The sequence below is a fragment of the Citrobacter sp. CK185 genome (assembly GCF_030333565.1).
GTDB classification, from domain to species: Bacteria; Pseudomonadota; Gammaproteobacteria; order Enterobacterales; family Enterobacteriaceae; genus Citrobacter_B; species Citrobacter_B koseri.
In genome coordinates, this window is record NZ_JAOWFR010000001.1 from 197,327 (window position 1) to 219,219 (window position 21,893).

At 53.4% G+C, this 21,893-nt stretch carries 19 protein-coding genes; 5 read left to right on the plus strand and 14 right to left on the minus strand.

Going from position 1 to position 21,893, the window contains the following annotated elements:
- Window positions 1–4: 4 nt before the first annotated feature.
- Window positions 5–1,372, minus strand: a complete 1,368-nt coding sequence (locus tag OGV79_RS00860; protein WP_012134145.1) for a 2-hydroxycarboxylate transporter family protein — start codon at window positions 1,370–1,372, stop codon at window positions 5–7.
- Window positions 1,373–1,705: 333 nt separating this feature from the next.
- Between OGV79_RS00860 and OGV79_RS00865 the strand changes: the two genes are divergently transcribed.
- Together OGV79_RS00865 and OGV79_RS00870 are read left to right on the plus strand one after the other, a co-directional pair.
- Window positions 1,706–3,343: an ATP-binding protein gene (locus OGV79_RS00865; protein WP_012134147.1), complete on the plus strand. Its 1,638-nt coding sequence runs from the start codon at window positions 1,706–1,708 to the stop codon at window positions 3,341–3,343.
- Window positions 3,333–4,025 carry a response regulator gene (locus OGV79_RS00870; protein WP_012134148.1) on the plus strand — a complete coding sequence of 231 codons (693 nt, stop codon included), beginning with the start codon at window positions 3,333–3,335 and terminating at the stop codon, window positions 4,023–4,025. The genes OGV79_RS00865 and OGV79_RS00870 overlap by 11 nt, the downstream gene beginning before the upstream one ends.
- 47 nt (window positions 4,026–4,072) lie before the next feature.
- On the opposite strand, the gene ispH is transcribed toward OGV79_RS00870, so the two are convergent.
- The 6 genes from ispH to OGV79_RS00900 form a co-directional block, all read right to left on the minus strand.
- Window positions 4,073–5,023, minus strand: coding sequence for a 4-hydroxy-3-methylbut-2-enyl diphosphate reductase (ispH, locus tag OGV79_RS00875; protein ID WP_012134149.1), 951 nt, complete (start codon window positions 5,021–5,023; stop codon window positions 4,073–4,075).
- A 1-nt stretch (window position 5,024) separates the two neighbouring features.
- Entirely contained in the window at window positions 5,025–5,474 is a 450-nt protein-coding gene (gene fkpB / locus OGV79_RS00880) for an FKBP-type peptidyl-prolyl cis-trans isomerase (RefSeq protein WP_012134150.1), read from the minus strand.
- Between the two features lie 123 nt (window positions 5,475–5,597).
- Entirely contained in the window at window positions 5,598–6,086 is a 489-nt protein-coding gene (lspA, locus tag OGV79_RS00885) for a signal peptidase II (protein ID WP_047459022.1), read from the minus strand.
- Entirely contained in the window at window positions 6,086–8,902 is a 2,817-nt protein-coding gene (ileS, locus tag OGV79_RS00890) for an isoleucine--tRNA ligase (RefSeq protein ID WP_114847976.1), read from the minus strand. The genes lspA and ileS overlap by 1 nt, the downstream gene beginning before the upstream one ends.
- A gap of 37 nt (window positions 8,903–8,939) precedes the next feature.
- Window positions 8,940–9,878, minus strand: coding sequence for a bifunctional riboflavin kinase/FAD synthetase (gene ribF, locus OGV79_RS00895; RefSeq protein ID WP_012134153.1), 939 nt, complete (start codon window positions 9,876–9,878; stop codon window positions 8,940–8,942).
- A gap of 25 nt (window positions 9,879–9,903) precedes the next feature.
- Window positions 9,904–10,104 (minus strand): DUF2575 family protein, encoded by a 201-nt coding sequence (locus OGV79_RS00900; protein ID WP_049008862.1) that lies wholly within the window; start codon window positions 10,102–10,104, stop codon window positions 9,904–9,906.
- A 102-nt stretch (window positions 10,105–10,206) separates the two neighbouring features.
- On the opposite strand from OGV79_RS00900, the gene rpsT reads away from it, so the two are divergent.
- Window positions 10,207–10,470: a 30S ribosomal protein S20 gene (gene rpsT / locus OGV79_RS00905; RefSeq protein ID WP_001518655.1), complete on the plus strand. Its 264-nt coding sequence runs from the start codon at window positions 10,207–10,209 to the stop codon at window positions 10,468–10,470.
- Between the two features lie 97 nt (window positions 10,471–10,567).
- Here rpsT and nhaR read toward each other — a convergent pair whose 3' ends face one another.
- From nhaR to dnaK, 4 genes are all read right to left on the minus strand, one after another.
- Window positions 10,568–11,464 carry a transcriptional activator NhaR gene (gene nhaR, locus OGV79_RS00910; RefSeq protein ID WP_012134154.1) on the minus strand — a complete coding sequence of 299 codons (897 nt, stop codon included), beginning with the start codon at window positions 11,462–11,464 and terminating at the stop codon, window positions 10,568–10,570.
- Window positions 11,465–11,533: 69 nt separating this feature from the next.
- Window positions 11,534–12,700, minus strand: a complete 1,167-nt coding sequence (gene nhaA / locus OGV79_RS00915; RefSeq protein WP_012134155.1) for a Na+/H+ antiporter NhaA — start codon at window positions 12,698–12,700, stop codon at window positions 11,534–11,536.
- 184 nt (window positions 12,701–12,884) lie between these two features.
- Window positions 12,885–14,018, minus strand: coding sequence for a molecular chaperone DnaJ (gene dnaJ / locus OGV79_RS00920; protein WP_047463780.1), 1,134 nt, complete (start codon window positions 14,016–14,018; stop codon window positions 12,885–12,887).
- Between the two features lie 87 nt (window positions 14,019–14,105).
- A complete protein-coding gene (gene dnaK, locus OGV79_RS00925) occupies window positions 14,106–16,022 on the minus strand; it encodes a molecular chaperone DnaK (RefSeq protein WP_012134158.1) in 1,917 nt (638 codons plus the stop codon).
- A 401-nt stretch (window positions 16,023–16,423) separates the two neighbouring features.
- Between dnaK and satP the strand changes: the two genes are divergently transcribed.
- Window positions 16,424–16,990: an acetate uptake transporter gene (gene satP / locus OGV79_RS00930; protein ID WP_012134160.1), complete on the plus strand. Its 567-nt coding sequence runs from the start codon at window positions 16,424–16,426 to the stop codon at window positions 16,988–16,990.
- Window positions 16,991–17,024: 34 nt separating this feature from the next.
- On the opposite strand, the gene OGV79_RS00935 is transcribed toward satP, so the two are convergent.
- The 3 genes from OGV79_RS00935 to tal all read right to left on the minus strand — a co-directional run bounded on the left by OGV79_RS00935 (window position 17,025) and on the right by tal (window position 20,111).
- The gene (locus OGV79_RS00935; protein WP_199976484.1) at window positions 17,025–18,332 is read right to left on the minus strand and encodes an MFS transporter; all 1,308 of its coding nucleotides are present in this window, start codon (window positions 18,330–18,332) and stop codon (window positions 17,025–17,027) included.
- Window positions 18,333–18,456: 124 nt separating this feature from the next.
- Window positions 18,457–19,044 (minus strand): molybdopterin adenylyltransferase, encoded by a 588-nt coding sequence (gene mog / locus OGV79_RS00940; protein WP_012134162.1) that lies wholly within the window; start codon window positions 19,042–19,044, stop codon window positions 18,457–18,459.
- Between the two features lie 113 nt (window positions 19,045–19,157).
- Window positions 19,158–20,111 carry a transaldolase gene (gene tal / locus OGV79_RS00945; protein ID WP_012134163.1) on the minus strand — a complete coding sequence of 318 codons (954 nt, stop codon included), beginning with the start codon at window positions 20,109–20,111 and terminating at the stop codon, window positions 19,158–19,160.
- Between the two features lie 286 nt (window positions 20,112–20,397).
- On the opposite strand from tal, the gene OGV79_RS00950 reads away from it, so the two are divergent.
- The gene (locus OGV79_RS00950; protein WP_275147751.1) at window positions 20,398–21,828 is read left to right on the plus strand and encodes an alanine/glycine:cation symporter family protein; all 1,431 of its coding nucleotides are present in this window, start codon (window positions 20,398–20,400) and stop codon (window positions 21,826–21,828) included.
- Window positions 21,829–21,893: the final 65 nt, after the last annotated feature.

Consider the following 21,893-nt stretch of genomic DNA (forward strand, 5'->3'; position numbering starts at 1 on the left):
TCAATTAAATAAGAAAGTTACCCAGCACCAGCAGCGAAATGGAAACATTTATCGCCCCGCCGATACGCGTCGCAATTTGTGCGAACGGCATCAGGCTCATGCGGTTGCCTGCGGTTAAAATCGCTACGTCGCCAGTACCGCCTTGCCCACTCTGACAGCAGGAGACAATGGCGACATCAATAGGATGCATACCGATTTTTTTACCGACAAAGAATCCTGTCGCGACCAGCGCAGCAACGGTACTGATAATGACCAGAAGATTGGTCAGGGTGAAGGCGTTCACCAGCTCCTCCCACGGCGTAATGGCGACGCCAACCGCGAACAGAATGGGATAAGTCACTGAAGTCTGGAAGAATTTGTACACCACCTGCGAGCCTTCAAGAACGCGGGGCGATACGCCGTTAACTAACTTGACCAGCACTGCCACAAACAACATGCCAACCGGTGCGGGCAAGCCAATCAGCTTGTGCCCTAACATCCCCAGCATATAGAGCAGTATCGCCAACAGCGCGCCTGCGGCAATCGTGGTCACATCCGTTTTGCCAGAGACGCCTTCCGCCAGTGACGGCGATTGTTCATCGGCATTCGCACGGTTTGGCATCAATTGACCTTCGCCGGTCAGATGCGGGAAGCGCTTGCCCAGTTGGTTCAGGCAGCCGGAGATGATAATGGCGGTCAGACTGCCCAGCATCACCATCGGTAAGATACGACCGAGCGCCACCCCTTGATCCATGTGTAACAGGGTCGCATAGCCGATTGAAAGCGGAATGGCGCCTTCGCCAACACCGCCGGCCATGATGGGCAAAATAATAAAGAAGAAAATCTGAAAGGGTTCGAGGCCAAGCGCCAGGCCGACGCCCATACCAACAACCATGCCGACGATTTCACCGCATAACATTGGGAAGAAAATACGCAGGAACCCCTGAATCAGCACGGTGCGGTTCATACTCATAATACTGCCGACGATAATGCAGCAGATATAGAGATACAGGATGTTGGTAGATTTATAGAACTTGGTCGTCGACTCCACCACCACATCCGGCAGCAGACCATAGTAAACTAACGCGGAAGGAATAAAGGTCGCGCAAATTGCGGCGGCCCCCAGTTTGCCGACGATGGGCAAACGCTTTCCAAACTCTCCGCAGGCAAAGCCAAAAAAAGCCAGCGTGGCGACCATCACGACAATATCGCTCGGCAGCTTCCCGCCCAGGCAATCAATCGCGATTAATGCGCCGGCCAACAAAAACATCGGTAATGGAATAATACCGATTTTCCATGTATCCATAATGTGCCACCAGCGTTCTTTAAGTGACAAACGCTGAATGTTTAACGGTTCATGAGTAACAGAGAAAGAATCATCAGTCGTGCTCATTATTAAGCCCTCGGTTATTTTTCAGGGTTAGTTTATGGGCTTCAATATTTACTTTGTGTGAGTACTGACGAATTCAAAAAGAAGTTTTAATGGTCTCTATAGTTTTAATGGTTTCTATTATTTTATGTGATTTATCTCTTATTTAACGCCGTGGTTTTTATGGTTTCTTTTCAGCGCGTATTTAAAGCAACGTTTGGTAACACCGTTGCACCTGCGCGCTGCCTACCGCAATATATTCTGCTGTGCAAAAGATCACAGGTTTCTGGCAAAATCGCTTCATTCAGGCCAAAAGATGATACAGTGACGTATCTCTGATGACGATGCCTGAACATTATGAAAGTTTCATTTCAGATCAAACTGTTTATATCGCTGATTGCTTTTTTCTCCATATTATTTGCCTTACTGGGTGGATACTATTATATGCACGTAGAAAAGCAGCTTTATCAAGAGATGGGAGCCAGGGCGAAAATACAGGCGGAAGAAATTGCGCTTATTCCGAATTTGCGAAAAGAAGTCGTGGAAAGAGATACCACGGCGATTCATCAATTTATGCAAAAAATAGCCGCGCATAGCGACGCCAGTTTTATTGTTATCGGAGATAAAGAAGGCATCCATCTGTTTCATTCGGTTTATGCCGACAGAGTAGGAAAAAAGCTGGTTGGCGACGATAACACTGAAGTGCTTCACGGAAAGAGCACCACGACAATTCGCCGTGGCGGCCTGGGCATCTCCCTGCGCAGTAAAGCGCCCATTGTTGACGATCAGGGCGAGGTTATTGGTATCGTCTCCGTTGGATACCTCACCAGTTACCTCAACACCATTACGGTGAATAAAGCCGTCAGTATCCTGGTTGCCGCCATCCTGCTGCTGATATCCCTTTTTGTCTTTTCCTGGTTCTTCACCCGCAGTATTAAAAAACAGATTTTTTCACTGGAGCCGCGAGAGATAGGCCTGCTGGTTCGTCAGCAAAAAGCAATGATGGAATCGATTTATGAAGGGGTAATCGCCATTGATAATAATTTGCACATTGAGGTGATCAATCAGGCTGCCCGCGAGCTGCTGGGTTTAGGCCAGCCTGCGCAGGCGATACGCGGCCAACACATTACCGAAGTGATTACGCCATCCCCCTTCTTCCTTAAAGAGGTGATGCTGAAGAATGACACTCATGATGAAATCTGCCGTTTCAATGAATTGACGGTTATCGCCAGCCGGGTGCGCATCATGCTGGAGAACTCGCTTCAGGGATGGGTGATAACCTTCCGCGATCGCAATGAAATAGACAGTTTGAGCGCTCAGCTAAGCCAGGTAAAACGTTACGTAGATAATCTGCGCATCATGCGCCACGAGCAGCTCAATTGCATGACGACCCTTTCTGGTTTACTGCATATGGGTCGTTACAATGAAGCCATTGATTATATCCAGGCCCAGTCGGAACATGCCCAGGAGCTGCTGGACTTTATCTCATCGCGCTTCAGTTCACCGACGTTGTGCGGCCTGCTGTTAGGTAAAGCGGCAAGAGCGGGTGAAAAAGGGGTGGAACTGAATTTCGATCCCAGTTGCCGGATGGATAGGCCTTTTCCGCCACTTGCGGAATCAGAACTGATTTCGATCCTGGGCAATTTACTCGATAACGCGATCGAAGCAACGCAGCGATCGCCATTACCGCATGCGCCAGTGGACGTGCTGATCAGACTCAACGAGCATGAGTTGATTATCGAAGTGGCCGATCAGGGAGTCGGTATTAAACCGGAGATTCGCGAGCATATTTTCGAACGTGGCGTCACCACGAAAACCCGGGGCGATCATGGCATTGGATTGTATCTGATTGAAAGTTATGTCACTCAGGCGGGAGGGGTGATAGAAGTCGCTGATAATTCGCCGCGCGGCGCCATATTTACGTTGTTTATTCCCGCTACGGGAATTTCCCGCAGTCCCGTACAGGAACTGGAAGGTACCGATTATGCAACCTGAACTTATCGATGTCCTGATCGTTGAGGACGAGAACGAACTGGCGCAGCTGCACGCTGAACTGATCGACAAACATCCGAGACTCCGACTGGCAGGCATTGCCTCCACGCTTGCCGATGCCCGGCAAAAACTCAACCAGCTGCGGCCTCAGCTACTGCTGCTGGACAACTATCTACCGGATGGTAAGGGTATTACGCTCATCAGCGATCCGTTAGTCATGAACACGAATTGCTCAGTGATCTTTATTACTGCCGCCAGTGATATGGATACCTGTAGCCTGGCGATTCGCAACGGCGCGTTTGACTATATTCTGAAGCCAATCTCGTGGAAACGGCTCAGCCAGTCGCTGGAACGTTTTGTCCAGTTTGCCGAACAGCAGCGGGTATGGAAAATTGTCGATCAGCAAAACGTCGATTCACTCTACCTGTTACAGGCGAAGAATTACCGTCAGGAGAATAGCAGTAAGGGGATTGAAGAAATCACGCTGGCGCTGGTGCAGAAGCTTTTTACAGAAAACAGCACGCGCAGCTTCTCCGTTGACGATGTGGTTGCCGGAACGGGGTTAAGTAAAACCACGGCACGCCGCTATGTTGAACACGGTGTCGAGACGGGTTTTCTTCGCGTCGAAATGCTGTATGGCAAGCCAGGGCATCCGCGCAGGATGTATCGCCTGAGCGAAACGTAATGGCATAAAAGATGCCGGTCGGATAGCGGACCGGCGTCAAAGCGTAATTACTCTACTTCACGAACATCCACACGCAGTTCTTTCGGCACTTCGAAAACGATGTTCTCTTCGCGGCCTTCCAGCGGAATGGCTTCGCCGCCGCCAAGCTCTTGCAGGCGAGCGATCACGTTCTGCACCAGAATATCCGGTGCGGAAGCGCCAGCGGTCACACCAACGCACTTCGCCTCTTTCACCCAGGCTTCCTGGATGTCGGTGGCATCGTCGATCAGAAACGCCGCTTTCCCCATACGCTGCGCCAGTTCAGCCAGACGGTTGGAGTTGGAGGAGTTTTTCGAACCGACCACCAGCACAACATCGGCCTGTTCCGCCAGCGCACGCACCGCTTCCTGGCGGTTCGTCGTAGCGTAGCAAATGTCATCTTTACGCGGCCCGACAATTTTCGGGAAGCGTTGACGCAGCGCGTCAATCACATCAGACGTGTCGTCGACGGAGAGCGTCGTCTGGGTCATAAAGGAGAGTTTGCCTTCGTTTTTGACATCAAGCGACAGAACGTCGTCCGGCGACTCAACCAGATACATACCCCCTTCCGGGTTGCTGTACTGCCCCATCGTCCCTTCCACTTCCGGGTGCCCGGCATGACCGATCAGGATTGACTCTTCGCCGCGACGACTGGCGCGCGCCACTTCCATATGCACTTTTGTTACCAGCGGACAGGTGGCGTCAAAAACGGTGAGATCGCGGCTTTTCGCCTCGTTACGTACCGCCTGGGAAACCCCGTGTGCGGAGAAAATCAGGATCGCGCCGTCCGGCACTTCACTGATCTGCTCGATGAAAATCGCCCCGCGCTCACGCAGGCTATCCACCACGTAGCGGTTGTGCACCACTTCGTGACGGACATAAATTGGCGCGCCGTAAATAGCCAGCGCGTTTTCTACAATGCTGATAGCGCGGTCTACACCTGCGCAAAAGCCGCGCGGGTTGGCCAACAGGATCTGCATTTTACGCCTCCAGTGCCGGATCGATTTCCAGCACTTCAATATCAAAATGAACGGTATGCCCGGCCAGCGGATGGTTGAAATCGACGGTAATCGAGTCACCGTTAATTTCGCGGATCACGCCAGGCATCTCACTGCCGTCCATTGCGGTAAAGAGCATAATTGCCCCCACTTCAGGCTCGCCCGCGTCCATAAACTCGCGGCGAGAGAAGTATTGAACCAGGTCCGGGCTCGGTACGCCAAACGCGGCATCCGGCTCCAGAGAAAACGTGGTTTTGTCGCCGTCTTTCAGTCCCAGAAGATGCTGCTCCAGCCCTTCAGACAGGGAGCCGTCACCCAGGCGGAATAGCGCTGGCTTACCATTGTTACGCGTTGACTCAGCGGTAGAGCCATCGTCAAGCTTTAAGGTGAAGTGCACCAGCACCGCACTGTTACTCTGTACTGATTTAGACATGCAGGTTTGCTCACTTGTTTTGGGTCACCTGTTTGCCCGGTGGCGCTTACGCTTACCGGGCCTACAAGAATCGCGCTATTTTGTAGGCCGGATAAGGCGCTTACGCCGCCATCCGGCATTTTATTACGCCTGCTTTTTCGGCAGGAAACCCTCCAGCACAATCAACGCCGCACCGATACAAATCGCGCTATCGGCCAGGTTAAAGGTGGCGAAATGCCAGTCGCCGACATAGAAGTCGATCATATCGACAACAAAGCCATGCCACAGACGGTCGAACAGGTTGCCCAGCGCACCGCCAATGATTAACGCATAAGCGATGTTGTTCAGCTTTTGCGTCGCCTTCGAGCGATACATCATCACCATCAGGATAACGCAAATACCGATGGCGATACCGGCAAAGAACCAGCGCTGCCAGCCGCCGCTGTCGGCTAAGAAGCTAAACGCCGCGCCATAGTTACGCGCATAATGCAGATTAAGCGACGGGAACAGCGACACCGTATCCCCCAGAGCAAAGTTCTGGAGGATCAGGTACTTGCTGCCTAAATCGATAATCAGCACGACTACCACCAGCCACAGCCAGCGCAGTCCTGTTGAACAAAGAGGCTTACTCATCAGGCAAACTTACGTTTTTCGCCATCACCGGCGATGTTGCTGACACAGCGGCCGCAGATCTCTGCGTGTTCCGCTACCTTGCCGACATCCGTGGTGTAGTGCCAGCAGCGTGGGCACTTCTCACCTTCGGCTTTACTCAACGCGACTTTCAGCCCTTTGAGCAGTTCGCTCTGCTGCGCATCAGCAGAAGCCTCCGCATAGTCAGCGACTTTCGCGCCAGAGGTCAACAGGACAAATCGTAATTCATCGCCCAGTGCAGTCAGCTTCGCCGCCAGTTCCGGTTCAGCGTACAGGGTGACAGCCGCTTCGAGAGAACCACCGACTTTCTTATCCGCACGCGCCTGCTCGATAACCTTGTTCACTTCGCCACGCACTTTCAGCAGCTCGTCCCAGTAAGCGTCATTCATCGCTTCGGTTTCGCCTAAGCCAAACAGACCTTCATACCACTCACCGGTAAAGACGTACTTCTCACGATCGCCGGGCAGATAACCCCAGATTTCATCTGCGGTGAAGGACATGATCGGCGCCATCCAGCGCACCAGCGCTTCTGCGATATGGTACAGCGCGCTCTGGCAACTACGACGCGCCACGCTGTCGGCTTTCGCGGTGTACTGGCGGTCTTTGATGATGTCGAGATAGAACGAGCCCATCTCAACGGAGCAGAAGCGCATCAGACGCTGTACCACTTCGTGGAAATCATAGGCTTCGTAGGCTTTCAGGATATCGTCCTGCGCCGCTTTCGCGCAGCCCACCGCCCAGCGATCCAGCACCACCATCTCTTCCGGTTTCACCATATCTTTTACCGGATCAAACCCGTTCAGGTTCGCCAGCAGGAAGCGCGCGGTGTTACGGATACGACGATAGCTGTCGGCAGCGCGTTTCAGGATCTCGTCGGAAACGGCCATTTCGCCGGTGTAGTCGGTAGACGCCACCCACAGACGCAGAATATCCGCGCCCAGTTTGTTCATCACATCCTGCGGAGAAACGGTGTTACCGATGGATTTGGACATTTTGCGGCCCTGACCATCCACGGTGAAGCCGTGGGTCAGTACCTGACGGTACGGCGCTTTGCCCTTCATCGCAGTGGAGATCATCAGGGAGGACATGAACCAGCCGCGATGCTGGTCGGAACCTTCCAGATACATATCCGCCGCATGACCGGCAAACTCAGGACGCACATCGACCACAGAAGCGTGTGTCGAACCGGAGTCAAACCAGACGTCCAGCGTATCCGGCACTTTTACGTACTGGTCAGCGTCGTCGCCGAGGATCTCTTTCGGATCGAGATCCCACCATGCCTGAATGCCGTCCACTTCAACGCGCTTCGCCACTTCTTCCATCAGTTCGATGGCGCGCGGGTGCAGCTCTTCGGTGTCTTTATGTACGAACAGAGACATCGGCACGCCCCAGGTACGCTGACGAGAAATACACCAGTCAGGACGGTTCGCAACCATTGATTCAATACGTGCCTGACCCCAGTCCGGGATCCACTGTACGCCTTTGATCTCTTTCAGCGACTGCTCGCGCAGGCCTTTCTGATCCATGCTGACGAACCACTGCGGCGTCGCACGGAAGATGATCGGCGTTTTGTGACGCCAGCAGCACGGATAGCTGTGTTGCAGCTTCTCAACGTGCAGCAGCGCGCCTTTTTCACGCAGCAGCGCAACGACGATGTCGTTCGCTTTGAAAACGTTCACGCCATCGAGCGTCGGATACGTGCCTGGCAGGTAAGCGCCGTCCGGTCCGACCGGGTTAGCGGTTTCCAGACCGTATTTTTGACCGATGACATAGTCGTCCGGGCCATGACCAGGCGCGGTATGCACCGCCCCCGTACCGGCATCCAGCGTGACGTGATCGCCGAGGATAGCCGGAACGTCGAAGTCCATAAACGGATGGGTAAAGCGCAACAGCTCCAGCTCCGCGCCTTTTACGGTGCCGAGGATGGTATAGTCAGCCGCGCCAAGGCGCTGCATCACGCTTTCCACCAGGTCTTTCGCCAGAATCAGCGCCTGGCCATCAATTTGTACCAGCGCATAATCAAAATCCGGCGCCAGAGAGATCGCGCGGTTCGCAGGTAACGTCCACGGGGTGGTGGTCCAGATAACCAGCGAGATCGGGCCATTGACGCTGGAAACGCCAAACGTCGCTTTCACCGCATCCTGGTCAGCGGCGTGGAACGCCACGTCGATAGACGGAGATGTTTTGTCATAATATTCAACTTCCGCTTCCGCCAGCGCGGAACGGCAGTCCACGCACCAGTGCACCGGCTTCGCGCCTTTATGCAGATGGCCGTTGCCGATGATTTTACCCAGCGCGCGAATGATGTTGGCTTCAGTTTTGAAGTCCATCGTCAAATACGGATGCGACCAGTCGCCCAGCACGCCCAGACGGATGAAGTCTTTACGCTGGCCGTCAACCTGGGTGGCGGCGTATTCGCGACACTTCGCACGGAATTCCGCAGCCGTGAATTTTTCGCCCGGCTTACCGTATTCCTGCTCGACTTTCAGCTCGATCGGCAGGCCGTGGCAGTCCCAGCCCGGAACGTAAGGCGAGTCAAATCCCGCGAGTCCTTTGGACTTCACGATAATGTCTTTCAGAATCTTGTTAACCGAGTGACCAATATGAATGCTGCCATTCGCATAAGGAGGGCCATCATGCAGAATGAAGGTTTTTTTGCCTTTTTTGGCCGCACGAATGATGCCGTACAGGTCATCATCGGTCCAACGCGCCAGCATTCCCGGTTCACGCTTGGCGAGATCGCCGCGCATCGGGAACCCTGTTTCCGGCAAATTCAGGGTTGATTTATAGTCACTCATCAGATTCTCGGTTCCGTATTTAAAACTCGTATAGGCATTAAGCCGGTTTTGATAGCCCAAAAAAATCGCGGGCAGTTAACTCATCACGCGCAATCTGCGCTTTTAGTTCATCCAGCGATGCGAATCGCTGTTCGTTGCGTATTTTTTTACGCAGTATTACATCTATATGGCGACCATAGAGGTCCATTACAACGTCCAGCAGATGCACTTCTAACTGTTGGCGTACGCCTGCCACTGTCGGACGCGTGCCGATATTGGCAACGCCAGGCATGGGTTTATCACCCAGCCCCATCACTTCCACCGCATAAACCCCTTTTACCGGGGAGACCTGACGACGCAGCGGTAAATTCGCCGTCGGGAAACCAATGGTGCGCCCTAACTCATCGCCGTGGACGACACGCCCGGAGATGGTAAACGGATGCCCCAGCAAACTTTCAGCCAGCGGCAGGTTGTCCTCCGCCAGCGCCTGACGCACGGCCGTACTGCTGATGCGTACGCCACCTTCGCAAAAGGTCTGCGTGTTGGTGATGTCAAAACCGTACTCCGCTCCGGCTTTCTGTAATAACAAGAAATCGCCTTCGCGACCAGCGCCAAAACGGAAATCATCACCGACAGCGAGGAACCGCACGCCGAGACGCTTCACCAGCAGATCGCTGATAAAGTTTTGTGCGGTCAGGGCGGCAAAGCGGCGATCGAAGCGTACGCACAGCACGTAGTCCACGCCGCATTCCGCCAGGTAACGCAGTTTTTCCCGCAGGCGGGTCAGGCGCGCAGGGGCCTTTTCCGTAGCGAAGAGTTCCAGCGGCTGCGGTTCGAAAATCATTACCATCACCGGTAAACCCCGCTTGCGCCCTTCTTCCCGCAAGCCCTGCAGCAATGCACGATGGCCACGATGCACACCGTCGAAATTACCAATAGTCAGCACACACCCATGCGGGGCCTGACTGAGATTATGTATGCCGCGTATCAGCTTCATGTCTGGCTCAAAACAGTGAAAATCGTCAGAGTATACCTTGTACAGCGGTCAAGGTTAACCGACGATTGCCCCTGTGAAACATAAAGAAGATTGTTTTCATTGTTATGGGGCAAATCAGAACAAGAAACTGCCCATTCAATGTAATTTTTATCGTGGAAAAGCTGTATTCACGACCCGCAAGCTGGTAGAATCCTGCGCCATCACTACGTAACGAGTGCCGCCATATTAACGGCGCTTATTTGCACAAATCCATTGACAAAAGAAGGCTAAAAGGGCATATTCCTCGGCCTTTGAATTGTCCATATAGAACACATTTGGGAGTTGGACCTTGGCTAATATCAAATCAGCTAAGAAGCGCGCCGTTCAGTCTGAAAAGGCTCGTAAGCACAACGCAAGCCGTCGCTCTATGATGCGTACTTTCATCAAGAAAGTATACGCAGCTATCGAAGCTGGCGACAAAGCTGCTGCACTGAAAGCATTTAACGAAATGCAACCGATCGTGGACCGTCAGGCTGCTAAAGGTCTGATCCACAAAAACAAAGCTGCACGTCATAAAGCAAACCTGACTGCACAGATCAACAAACTGGCTTAATCGTCCGCTTGTTATCAGCTTTGTAAAAAAGCCCGCGCAAGCGGGTTTTTTTATGTCTGCCGGATGGCGGGCAAACGCCTTATCCGGCCTGTAGCACTTACCCTTTGTGGCTAAATAGCGCCGAGTAATCCGCGTGACAAATACGCTGTACGGCCGGGTGCTGAATCATCCTCTCGGCAAAAATGGCGTGGTACTCTTCCATGACGTTTTCCACACGGCCAATCTCAACGATCGACTCATCGGCGTAAAAGTCATGCGCATAGAGCGTCGGCGCGACGAAAATCGCATTGTGGGTAGCGCCAAACGCTTTCATCAGCGCCGCATCATCAAACTCGCCGAGGATTTCGACGTTTAAGCCCTGCGAATTAAACCAGTTTAATAATTTGCGACCGAGCATAGAGCGACGGCCAGGGATCAGCAGCCGACGCTCTTCCAGACACGCCGGGAAGGGTTTTGCAGGCAGCGGTTTCGTACACCAGAAGCTCACGCTGCATTCACCTATCTTCACCGAAAACAGCCCTTCCTGCTGGGTAGAGTCGATTGGGCAATCCGAGATAATCATATCCAGCTTATGCTGGCTAAGCTGCTCAAGCAGCATCTCATGGGTGGATTCAAAACAGCGCAAATGAATTTGTTCGTCGTCAACCACGGCCGCGTCCAGCACATTGCTGACCAGACGTTTTGACAACGCATCCGCCACGCCGACATCAAACAGCAGGTTAGACTCTTTGCGGTAGTTAACGATATCCAGCATTTCCTGGCTTAAGGTAAACATTTTGTCCGCATAGCGAAACACCAGTTCCCCTAATTCACTGGGCTCCAGCCCACGCCCTTTACGCTTGAATAATTTTCCCTGCAAGCGCTCCTCAAGGGCTTTGATCTGACCGGTGATGGTTTGCGGCGTCAGGTAAAGCGCTTCTGCCGCCCCGACAACGGAACCTTCTTTATACACATGCCAAAAATAATAAAGATGGTTGTAGTTAATATGAGACATGCTCACTCCTCTCCCTGATCTGTGTCGCAAGGGGGGGCCACATCAGCCCCCCCAACCCTCTGTCCCCACTCAGACCACCGGGCTTAAACGTGTACGTAACCAGCTATAGCCGATCACTGCCGAAAGCAGAGAACCAATCAAAATCCCCAGCTTCGCCCAGTTAATCAGTGCCGGATCTACACTACCGAACGCCAGACTGGCGATAAAAATCGACATTGTAAAACCGATCCCGCACAGAATACCGACCGCCATTATTTGCTGAAAACGTGTTCCTTCCGGCAGCTTCGCCAGTTTGAGACGCAGCGCCAGCCAGCAAAACAGGCTAATCCCCAGCGGTTTACCGATCAGCAACCCGGCAATGATTCCCAGCGGGAGTATTGAGGTCAGCCCGTCAAGCGTTACCCCCTGTAGCGAGACACCCGCATTGGCGAAGGCGAACAGCGGCAGAATCAGATACGCCACCCACGGGTGCAGCACATGTTCCAGACGCTTCGCCGGAGAACGACCATGCTTCTCCTTCAATGGGATAAAGAAACCGACGATCACCCCGGCAAGAGTGGCATGGACGCCAGATTTCAATACGGCAGTCCACAGCACCACGCCGACCAGGATATAAACCCCTGTTCGTCTGACATCACACAGGTTCAGCACGGCCAGAAGCACAATCGCAAATGCCGCCACCCCCAGCGAGACCATCGAAAGATCGCTGGTATAGAACAGCGCAATGATCACAATCGCGCCCAGGTCGTCAATAATAGCCAGCGCCATCAGGAATATCTTCAACGCCAGTGGCACCCTGCTGCCCAGCAAGGCCAATACGCCCAGCGCAAAAGCAATATCCGTTGCCGCCGGGATCGCCCAGCCTTCGCGCGTAATCGGGTCGGAATAGTTAAAAGCCAGATAGAGCAGCGCCGGAACAATCATGCCGCCAATGGCGGCAATCACCGGAAACGCCGCCTGACGTAAACTGGCAAGCGAGCCCTGCATAAGCTCGCGCTTGACCTCCAGACCAATCAGCAGGAAAAATACCGCCATTAGCGCGTCGTTGATCCACAGCAGCATATTTTTGTTGATCTCAAGCGCCCCAACCCGCAGCTGAACGGGCGTCTCCAGAAAGGCGTGATACCACCCGCTGGTGAATCCGCTGTTCGCCATCAGCATAGCCAGCACGGCAGCGATAATGAGAATGATGCCCCCGGAGGCATCACTGCTAAAAAAACGATGCAGGTGTTTCACTTTTTATTCTCTCAATATAATCAAACCTCGTGGCGTCTATCTTACCTCGCATGATCTATCGTTAAAATTAGATTATTTATGGTGAAACATTCGGTTTTTACGAAATAAAATAATCGCCGCCGACAAACAAAAAAAGCCCGGGATTGTGCAATCCCGGGCTTTTTATGCAATGTGACAACAGTGATTAACGCGTCAAATCGTCAAAGAACTTCTTCACGCCATCGAAGAAACTCTTCGAACGCGGGCTGTTTTTCTCGCCTGTCGGGCCGCCGAAGCTTTCTTGCAGATCTTTCAGCAACTGCTTCTGCTTCTCGTTCAGACCTACCGGCGTTTCGACCACAACACGGCACAGCAGATCGCCCTGCGCGCCGCCGCGTACGGATTTCACGCCTCTTCCGCGCATACGGAACAGCTTGCCGGTTTGCGTTTCGTGCGGCACTTTCAACTTCACACGGCCATCCAGCGTCGGGACTTCAATCTCACCACCCAGCGCTGCCATTGCAAAGTTAATCGGCACTTCGCAATACAGGTTGTTGCCTTCACGCTCGAAGATCGGGTGCTGCTTCACCTGCACCTGAACGTACAGATCGCCCGCTGGCGCGCCATGCTCGCCCGCTTCACCTTCGCCGGAGAGACGAATACGATCGCCTGTGTCCACACCCGCCGGGATTTTAACCGACAGGGTTTTGGTTTTCTCTACGCGGCCATGACCGTGGCATTTGTTGCACGGATCTTTAATCAGCGTACCGCGCCCCTGACAGTGCGGGCAGGTTTGCTGCACGGCGAAGAAGCCCTGACGCATCTGCACCTGGCCGGAACCATGACAGGTTGGACAGGTCTGCGGCTGAGTGCCTGCTTTCGCACCGCTGCCGTGGCAAACGTCGCACTCTTCCAGAGTCGGAATACGGATCTCTTTGGTCACGCCACGTACGGCTTCTTCCAGGGTGAGATCCATGTTGTAACGTAAATCAGCACCACGCGCTGCGCGCTGACGACCACGTCCGCCGCCAAAGATATCGCCGAAAACGTCACCAAAGATATCGCTGAAGTCAGCGCCGCCGCCGAAGCCGCCGCCAAATCCACCACCGCCCTGTTCAAACGCGGCGTGCCCGTACTGATCGTATGCCGCACGTTTTTGCGCATCGGTCAGAACTTCGTAGGCTTCCTTGATCTCTTTGAACTTGGCCTCGGCCTCTTTATCACCCTGGTTACGGTCCGGGTGATATTTCATGGCCAGGCGCTTGTACGCCTTTTTGATTTCACGCTCTTCCGCTGTTTTGGAAACGCCTAAAATCTCGTAATAGTCTTGCTTAGCCATCTTGTTTTTATCTGCCCCTAACATGCGTGCACGGGCGGAGAGGAACCCTCTTCGCCCGTGCCAGTATTTTACCCGTTCAAAGGGCGATTATTTTTTGTCTTTCACTTCTTCAAACTCAGCGTCGACAACATCGTCATCTTTCGCGTTGTTTGCAGAAGCGTCAGCGCCGCCAGCCTGCTGCTGTGCATGCTGCTGCTGAGCGATTTCCATCAGTTTCTGGGAAGCCTGCGCCAGTTCCTGCATTTTCGCTTCGATAGCCGCTTTGTCTTCGCCTTTCAGCGCCGTTTCCAGCGCGCTCAGTGCAGACTCGATAGCCGTTTTGTCGTCTGCTGGCAGCTGATCGCCCGCTTCTTCAACCTGCTTACGCGTGCTGTGCAGCAGATGGTCGCCCTGGTTGCGCGTCTGAACCAGCTCTTCGAACTTACGGTCAGATTCTGCGTTCGCTTCAGCATCGCGAACCATTTTCTGAATTTCGTCCTCGTTCAGACCAGAAGAAGCCTTGATGGTGATCTTCTGCTCTTTACCGCTGTTTTTGTCTTTCGCGGAAACGTGCAGGATACCGTCAGCATCGATATCAAAGGTGACTTCGATCTGCGGCATACCGCGCGGCGCCGGGTTGATGCCATCCAGGTTGAACTGACCCAGAGATTTGTTATCAGACGCGCGTTTACGCTCACCCTGCAACACATGGATGGTTACCGCAGACTGGTTGTCTTCAGCGGTAGAGAACACCTGGCTGTGCTTGGTCGGGATAGTGGTGTTTTTGCTGATCAGCGCCGTCATTACGCCGCCCATGGTTTCGATACCCAGAGACAGCGGGGTAACGTCCAGCAGCAGAACGTCTTTCACATCACCGGTCAGTACGCCGCCCTGCACCGCTGCGCCGATAGCAACAGCTTCGTCCGGGTTAACGTCTTTACGCGGTTCTTTACCAAAGAACTCCGCCACTTTTTTCTGCACCATCGGCATACGCGTCTGACCACCAACGAGGATAACGTCGTTGATATCAGATACGGACAGGCCAGCATCCTGCAACGCGACTTTCAGCGGCTCGATGGAACGGTTCACAAGGTCTTCGACCAGGCTTTCCAGTTTCGCGCGAGTCACTTTGATGTTCATGTGTTTCGGACCGGTAGCATCTGCGGTGATGTACGGCAGGTTCACGTCGGTCTGCTGTGCGGAAGAAAGCTCGATTTTCGCTTTTTCTGCCGCTTCTTTCAGACGCTGCATCGCCAGCGGGTCGTTACGCAGGTCAATGCCCTGATCTTTCTTAAATTCTTCAACCAGGTAGTTGATCATACGGCTGTCGAAGTCTTCACCACCCAGGTGAGTATCACCGTTGGTTGCCAGAACTTCGAAGGTTTTTTCGCCGTCAACTTCATCGATTTCGATAATAGAGATATCGAAAGTACCACCACCGAGGTCGTAAACCGCGATAGTACGGTTGCCGACTTCTTTATCCAGACCATAAGCCAGCGCGGCGGCGGTCGGTTCGTTGATGATACGTTTTACTTCCAGACCTGCGATACGACCGGCATCTTTCGTTGCCTGACGCTGAGCATCGTTGAAGTAAGCAGGTACGGTGATAACAGCTTCAGTTACCGGTTCGCCCAGGTAATCTTCTGCGGTTTTCTTCATTTTTTTCAGCACTTCAGCAGAGATCTGCGGCGGTGCCATTTTCTGACCTTTCACATCAAGCCATGCGTCGCCGTTATCGGCGCCGATGATTTTGTACGGCATGATGGAAACGTCACGCTGAACTTCTTCGTCCTGGAAGCGGCGGCCAATCAGGCGTTTAATCGCAAACAGGGTGTTTTGCGGGTTTGTCACTGCCTGACGTTTAGCCGGCTGACCAACCAGAGTTTCACCATCCTGGGTATAAGCAATGATAGAAGGCGTGGTGCGATCGCCCTCGGCGTTCTCCAGCACACGTGCAGTTGTGCCATCCATAATCGCTACACAAGAGTTGGTAGTACCCAGGTCGATACCAATAATTTTACCCATCTAAACGTCTCCACTAAAAATTCGGTCATCATGTGGTTGTGAATCTGTAATAAGGGCGAAACGTGCGGTTTCAACTACCCTGAATCGTTTTTTTTCAGACTCACTCACTGCGGTTGACTACAAGATGGGGTCGTAACCCACGTCATCAAGGGGGGCATGAAAAATTTTTTTTGCGAAAAACGATAATTTTCTTCACCGGGCATATGGAAAACACCTCTGCCAGCGCGACGGTTAAGCCTTTTTCTTCCGTGATCGTCATCACAAGGGGAAATATTTCATTTTCCCCCTATTAGATCATAGACAGCCTCTATTCCCCTGATTATCATGCTGCGCCCCGAATACGGTATCGGTTGTTCGGGGAAACTATTTCACCATTCGATTAATGATGATTTTGAGGAATTATGGGCAACACTAAGTTGGCTAACCCGGCTCCGCTGGGCCTGATGGGCTTCGGCATGACCACCATTCTGCTTAACCTGCACAACGCGGGTTTCTTCGCTTTAGACGGCATTATTCTGGCGATGGGCATTTTCTACGGCGGTATCGCGCAAATTTTTGCTGGCCTGCTGGAATATAAAAAAGGCAACACCTTCGGCTTAACCGCATTTACCTCTTACGGTTCTTTCTGGCTGACGCTGGTCGCGATCCTGTTAATGCCGAAAATGGGTCTGACAGAAGCGCCGAACGCGCAGTTCCTGGGCGCCTACCTGGGGCTGTGGGGCGTGTTCACACTGTTCATGTTCTTTGGCACGCTGAAAGCCGCTCGCGCGCTACAGTTTGTCTTCCTGAGCCTGACCGTACTGTTCGCCCTGCTGGCCTTCGGCAACATCGCGGGTAACGAAGCGGTAATCCACGTTGCGGGTTGGATTGGCTTAGTGTGTGGCGCCAGCGCCATTTACCTGGCGATGGGCGAAGTGCTGAACGAACAGTTTGGCCGCACCATCCTGCCAATCGGTGAAGCGCACTAATCTTCCGTTATCCCCCCGACCGGGGGGATAATTTTTACAGCTGTTGTAATTCTGCCTGCACATCCGCATCGCGATAATAAATATCCTGTCGCAACCAGATGCCCAACCCCAGCCCCACCAGTGACAACGCCAGCACATACCAGGCCGGCGCCATTGGCGACACGCCCATCAACATGGTGACCGCAATTGGCGTCAGGCCGCCAAAAATGGCATACGAGACGTTGTAAGAAAAAGAGATGCCGGTGAAACGCACTTCCGCCGGGAAGGCTCGCACCATTACGTACGGCACCGCGCCAACAACACCAACACACAGCCCCACCAGCCCGTATAATAAAAACAACTGCTCGGGATGCGCGCCAGACAGGTGATAGAAGATCCAGCTTGAGCAGGCCAGCAGAAAACTGCCTACAATAAAGGTTTTGCTGGCGCCAACCCGATCGACAATGAACCCTGCCAGCAGGCATCCCACGCACAGCATAATGGTCGCCACGCTATTTGCCTGTAAAGTTAACGCGGGCGCAAACCCGTACTGCTTTTGCAACCAGACCGGCGACATCAAAATCACGACGACAATGCCGGCCGATAACAACCAGGTCAGCAGCATCGAAATCGCCACCGCTTTTTTATGTTTCACCACTACCGCTTTGACGGGCAATTCCTGCGCGAGCGTTTTGCGCTGCTGCATTTCAAGGAAGATGGGCGTTTCCTGCAACCAACGACGTAAATACATCGCAATCAGACCAAATACGCCGCCGAGCAGGAAGGGAATACGCCAGCCATAATCATGCACCGCCTGCTGGGTCATACTGGTATTCACCAGCGTCGCCACGACAGAGCCAAGCAGGATACCGACCGTCAGTCCCGCAGTCAGCGTGCCGCAGGCGATGCCGATACGGCGCTCCGGCACATGTTCAGCCACAAACACCCACGCTCCCGGCACTTCGCCGCCAATCGCTGCGCCTTGCAAAATACGCATCAGCAGCAATAACAACGGCGCAAGGATGCCCATTGAGGCGTAAGTCGGCAGCAGGCCAATCGCCAGCGTTGGAACAGCCATCAATAGAATACTCAAGGTGAACATCTTCTTGCGCCCTACCAGATCGCCAAAGTGCGCCATGATAATGCCGCCCAGCGGGCGCGCCAGATAACCGGCGGCGAAGATCCCAAACGTCTGAACCTGACGAAGCCATTCAGGAATATCGGCGGGGAAAAATAGTTCGCCCACAACCGCTGCGAAGAAAACAAAGATGATGAAGTCGTAAAACTCGAGCGCGCCGCCGAGAGCGGCAAGTGAAAGAGTCTTATAATCCTGGCGATTCAGAGGTCGTGTGTGTCGTGACATAGCAAACCATGAGTCAGTGGAGTTATTGAGGGCGCTTATCGATATGTGTAAATCAAAAATTACTATATCGTAAACAATTCAATACTCCACCACCTGCGTAATTTATGTCACAGAAAGGCCAACTTCAGGCGTTTATGTCGCGTCTGGCATTTTTCGGGCGGAAAGATGCTACCACTTCCGCTGCGGTTTCCACATAAGGCCCTTCAAGCAACTGTACACAATACGGTACGCTTGCGAAAATTCCCGGCACGACAACCTTACCCTCGGCATCTTTCACCCCTTCCAGGGTCTCTTTGATGGATTTTGGCTGCCCCGGTAAGTTCAGGATCAGCGCCTGCTTACGGATCACGCCAACCTGGCGGGAAAGGATCGCCGTAGGAACAAAGTGCAGGCTGATCTGGCGCATCTGCTCGCCAAAGCCGGGCATTTCTCTGTCGGCGACGGCCAGAGTCGCGTCAGGCGTGACATCACGACGCGCTGGCCCCGTACCTCCCGTCGTCAGTACCAGGTGACAGCTCATTTCATCCACCAGCTCACACAGCGTTTGCTCAATGATCGCCTGCTCATCCGGGATCAGTCGGGTTTGCACGTCAAAAGGGGTGGTCAGCGCGGAGGCCAGCCACTCTTCAAGAGCAGGAATGCCTTTATCCTGGTATACGCCGCTGGACGCGCGGTCAGAAATGGAAACTAAACCAATACGTAAGGTGTTCATGATTATTCCGTCTAAACAGTCTCGTTAAACAGAATGATACACTGCAAAGGGAAGGACAGACAGGTTTCAGAAGAGGTAGCGTGACCAGAAACCTGTCTGGTCACGCCGAATGATTACAGCAGATCGCCGATCATTTTTTCCAGTTTTTCCTGGTCAATAGCAAACTTACGGATACCGTCCGCCAGTTTGTCTACCGCCATCGGGTCCTGGTTGTGCTGCCACAGGAACTCAGACTCGGTGATGCGTTCTGGACGCGCTTTCACTTCGCCAGAGAAGGACAGTTTACGTTCGATAGCGCCTTCGCTTTCTGCCAGCTCTTTCAGCAGCGCCGGAGCGATGGTCAGACGATCGCAACCCGCCAGCTCCAGAATTTCGCCGACGTTGCGGAAGCTCGCGCCCATCACCACTGTCTCATAACCGTGCTGTTTGTAGTATTCGTAGATTTCCGTAACGGAAACCACGCCCGGATCTTCTGCCGGAGCGTACTCTTTCTTGTCGGTATTGGCTTTGTACCAGTCAAGAATACGGCCCACGAACGGAGAGATCAGGTATACGCCCGCTTCCGCACAAGCACGCGCCTGCGCGAAGGAGAACAGCAGAGTCAGGTTACAGTTGATACCTTCCTTTTCCAGTTGTTCAGCAGCACGAATCCCCTGCCAGGTAGACGCCAGTTTGATCAGGATGCGATCGTTGCTGATGCCCGCGTCGTTGTAGAGCTTGATGATGCGTTTTGCTTTAGCGATAGACGCGTCGGTGTCGTAAGACAGACGAGCGTCAACTTCGGTGGAAATACGGCCCGGAACCAGTTTCAGGATCTCCAGACCAATGTTCACCGCCAGCTTGTCGGCCGCGTCAACAATCTGCTGCGCGCGATCGCTGCTCTGCTGTTTCGCCCAGGCAACGGCATCGTCAATCAGCTTACGGTATTCCGGGATCTGTGCTGCGTTAAGAATGAGAGAAGGGTTGGTTGTGGCATCCTGCGGCTGGTACAGCTTCATTGCCGCGATGTCTCCGGTGTCGGCCACCACGGTGGTGAACTGACGAAGGGAGGTCAATTTGTCCGTCATGATAGTGTTTCTCTTTAAACAGCTTGTTAGGGGGATGTAACCGGTCTGCCTTGATGATAACACGACGCACTCACAGCGCAACCGCAGACAATGCGGTTATCCCATACCCCTCTTTGTTTGCCCCCTTTTCAGCCCCTCGCCAGGGCTGCGCGCAATTAAAGGATATTGCCATATAGTATGGTAGACTCCCCCCATTCAATAGCCTGACAGGGTCTATACTGTTCGTGAATTGGTAACGCTTACACTGGAACCCAAAAGCGTACCGGCATCAACAAGAGGGATGTTAATGCCTGATTTCTTCGCCTTTATTAATGAAATACTCTGGGGATCGGTAATGATCTACCTCCTGCTTGGCGCAGGTTTTTGGTTTACTTACCGTACCGGATTCGTTCAGTTTCGCTATATCCGCCAGTTTGGCAAAAGTCTTAAAAACAGCATACATCCCCAGCCGGGCGGGCTTACATCATTTCAGGCGCTGTGTACCAGCCTTGCCGCGCGTATTGGCAGCGGCAACCTGGCAGGCGTTGCGTTGGCTATCGCCGCTGGCGGGCCCGGCGCCGTATTCTGGATGTGGGTATCTGCGCTTATCGGCATGGCGACCTCGTTTGCCGAATGTTCTCTGGCCCAGCTCTACAAAGAGCGCGACAGCACAGGACAGTATCGCGGCGGCCCGGCATGGTATATGGCGCGTGGTCTGGGTATGCGCTGGATGGGCGTTCTCTTCGCGATTTTCTTACTCATTGCGTATGGTCTGATTTTTAATAGCGTACAGGCGAACTCCGTCTCGCGGGCGCTCGCTTTTGCCTTTGACATACCGCCTATTATCTCCGGTATCGTGCTGGCGCTGGCGGCCTTTTTTGTCATCGTTCGCGGCATTAAAGATGTCGCAAAACTCATGCAATGGTTCGTCCCTGCAATGGCCCTTCTGTGGACGCTCACCGGTTTAGTGATTTGCCTCTGGCACATTGAACAGTTGCCCGACATTATCGCATCGATTGTGAAAAGCGCATTCGGCTGGCAGGAAGCCACTGCCGGGGCGGCCGGATATACGCTCAGCCAGGCGATTACCAGCGGTTTCCAGCGCGGCATGTTCTCCAACGAAGCGGGAATGGGTTCTGCGCCTAACATTGCGGCCGCCGCCTCATCCTGGCCGCCGCACCCTGCCGCGCAGGGAATTGTGCAGATGATCGGCGTCTTTACCGATACCATTATTATCTGCACCGCCAGCGCAATGATTATTCTGCTGGCAGGCAATGGCGCCTCGCATATGCCAACGGAAGGCATCCAGCTGGTGCAACAGGCAATGATTTCACTAACCGGCGAATGGGGCGCAAGCCTTGTCGCGTTTATTGTGGTGTTGTTCGCCTTCAGCTCGATTGTCGCCAACTACGTTTACGCCGAAAATAACCTGATTTTTCTGCGTCTGGACAGTCTGCGAATGCGCTGGGCGCTGCGTATTATCACCGTCGGGATGGTCGTGGCGGGCACGTTACTCAGCTTTCCGCTCGTCTGGCAGTTGGCCGACATTATTATGGCCTGTATGGCCATCACCAACCTGACGGCGATTCTGCTGCTCTCGCCGGTGGTACATACGATCGCCAGCGACTATCTGCGACAGCGTAAGCTCGGCGTACAACCCGTGTTCGACCCGTTCCGCTACCCTGAAATTGAGCAGCAACTGGCGCCGGATACATGGGATGAGTTGCCGCGTCACTAGCGCGGCAATCACAACCATCGATCAAATCGGTCGGTTTTTTTGCTAAAGTCGCAGTAAATTTCCTG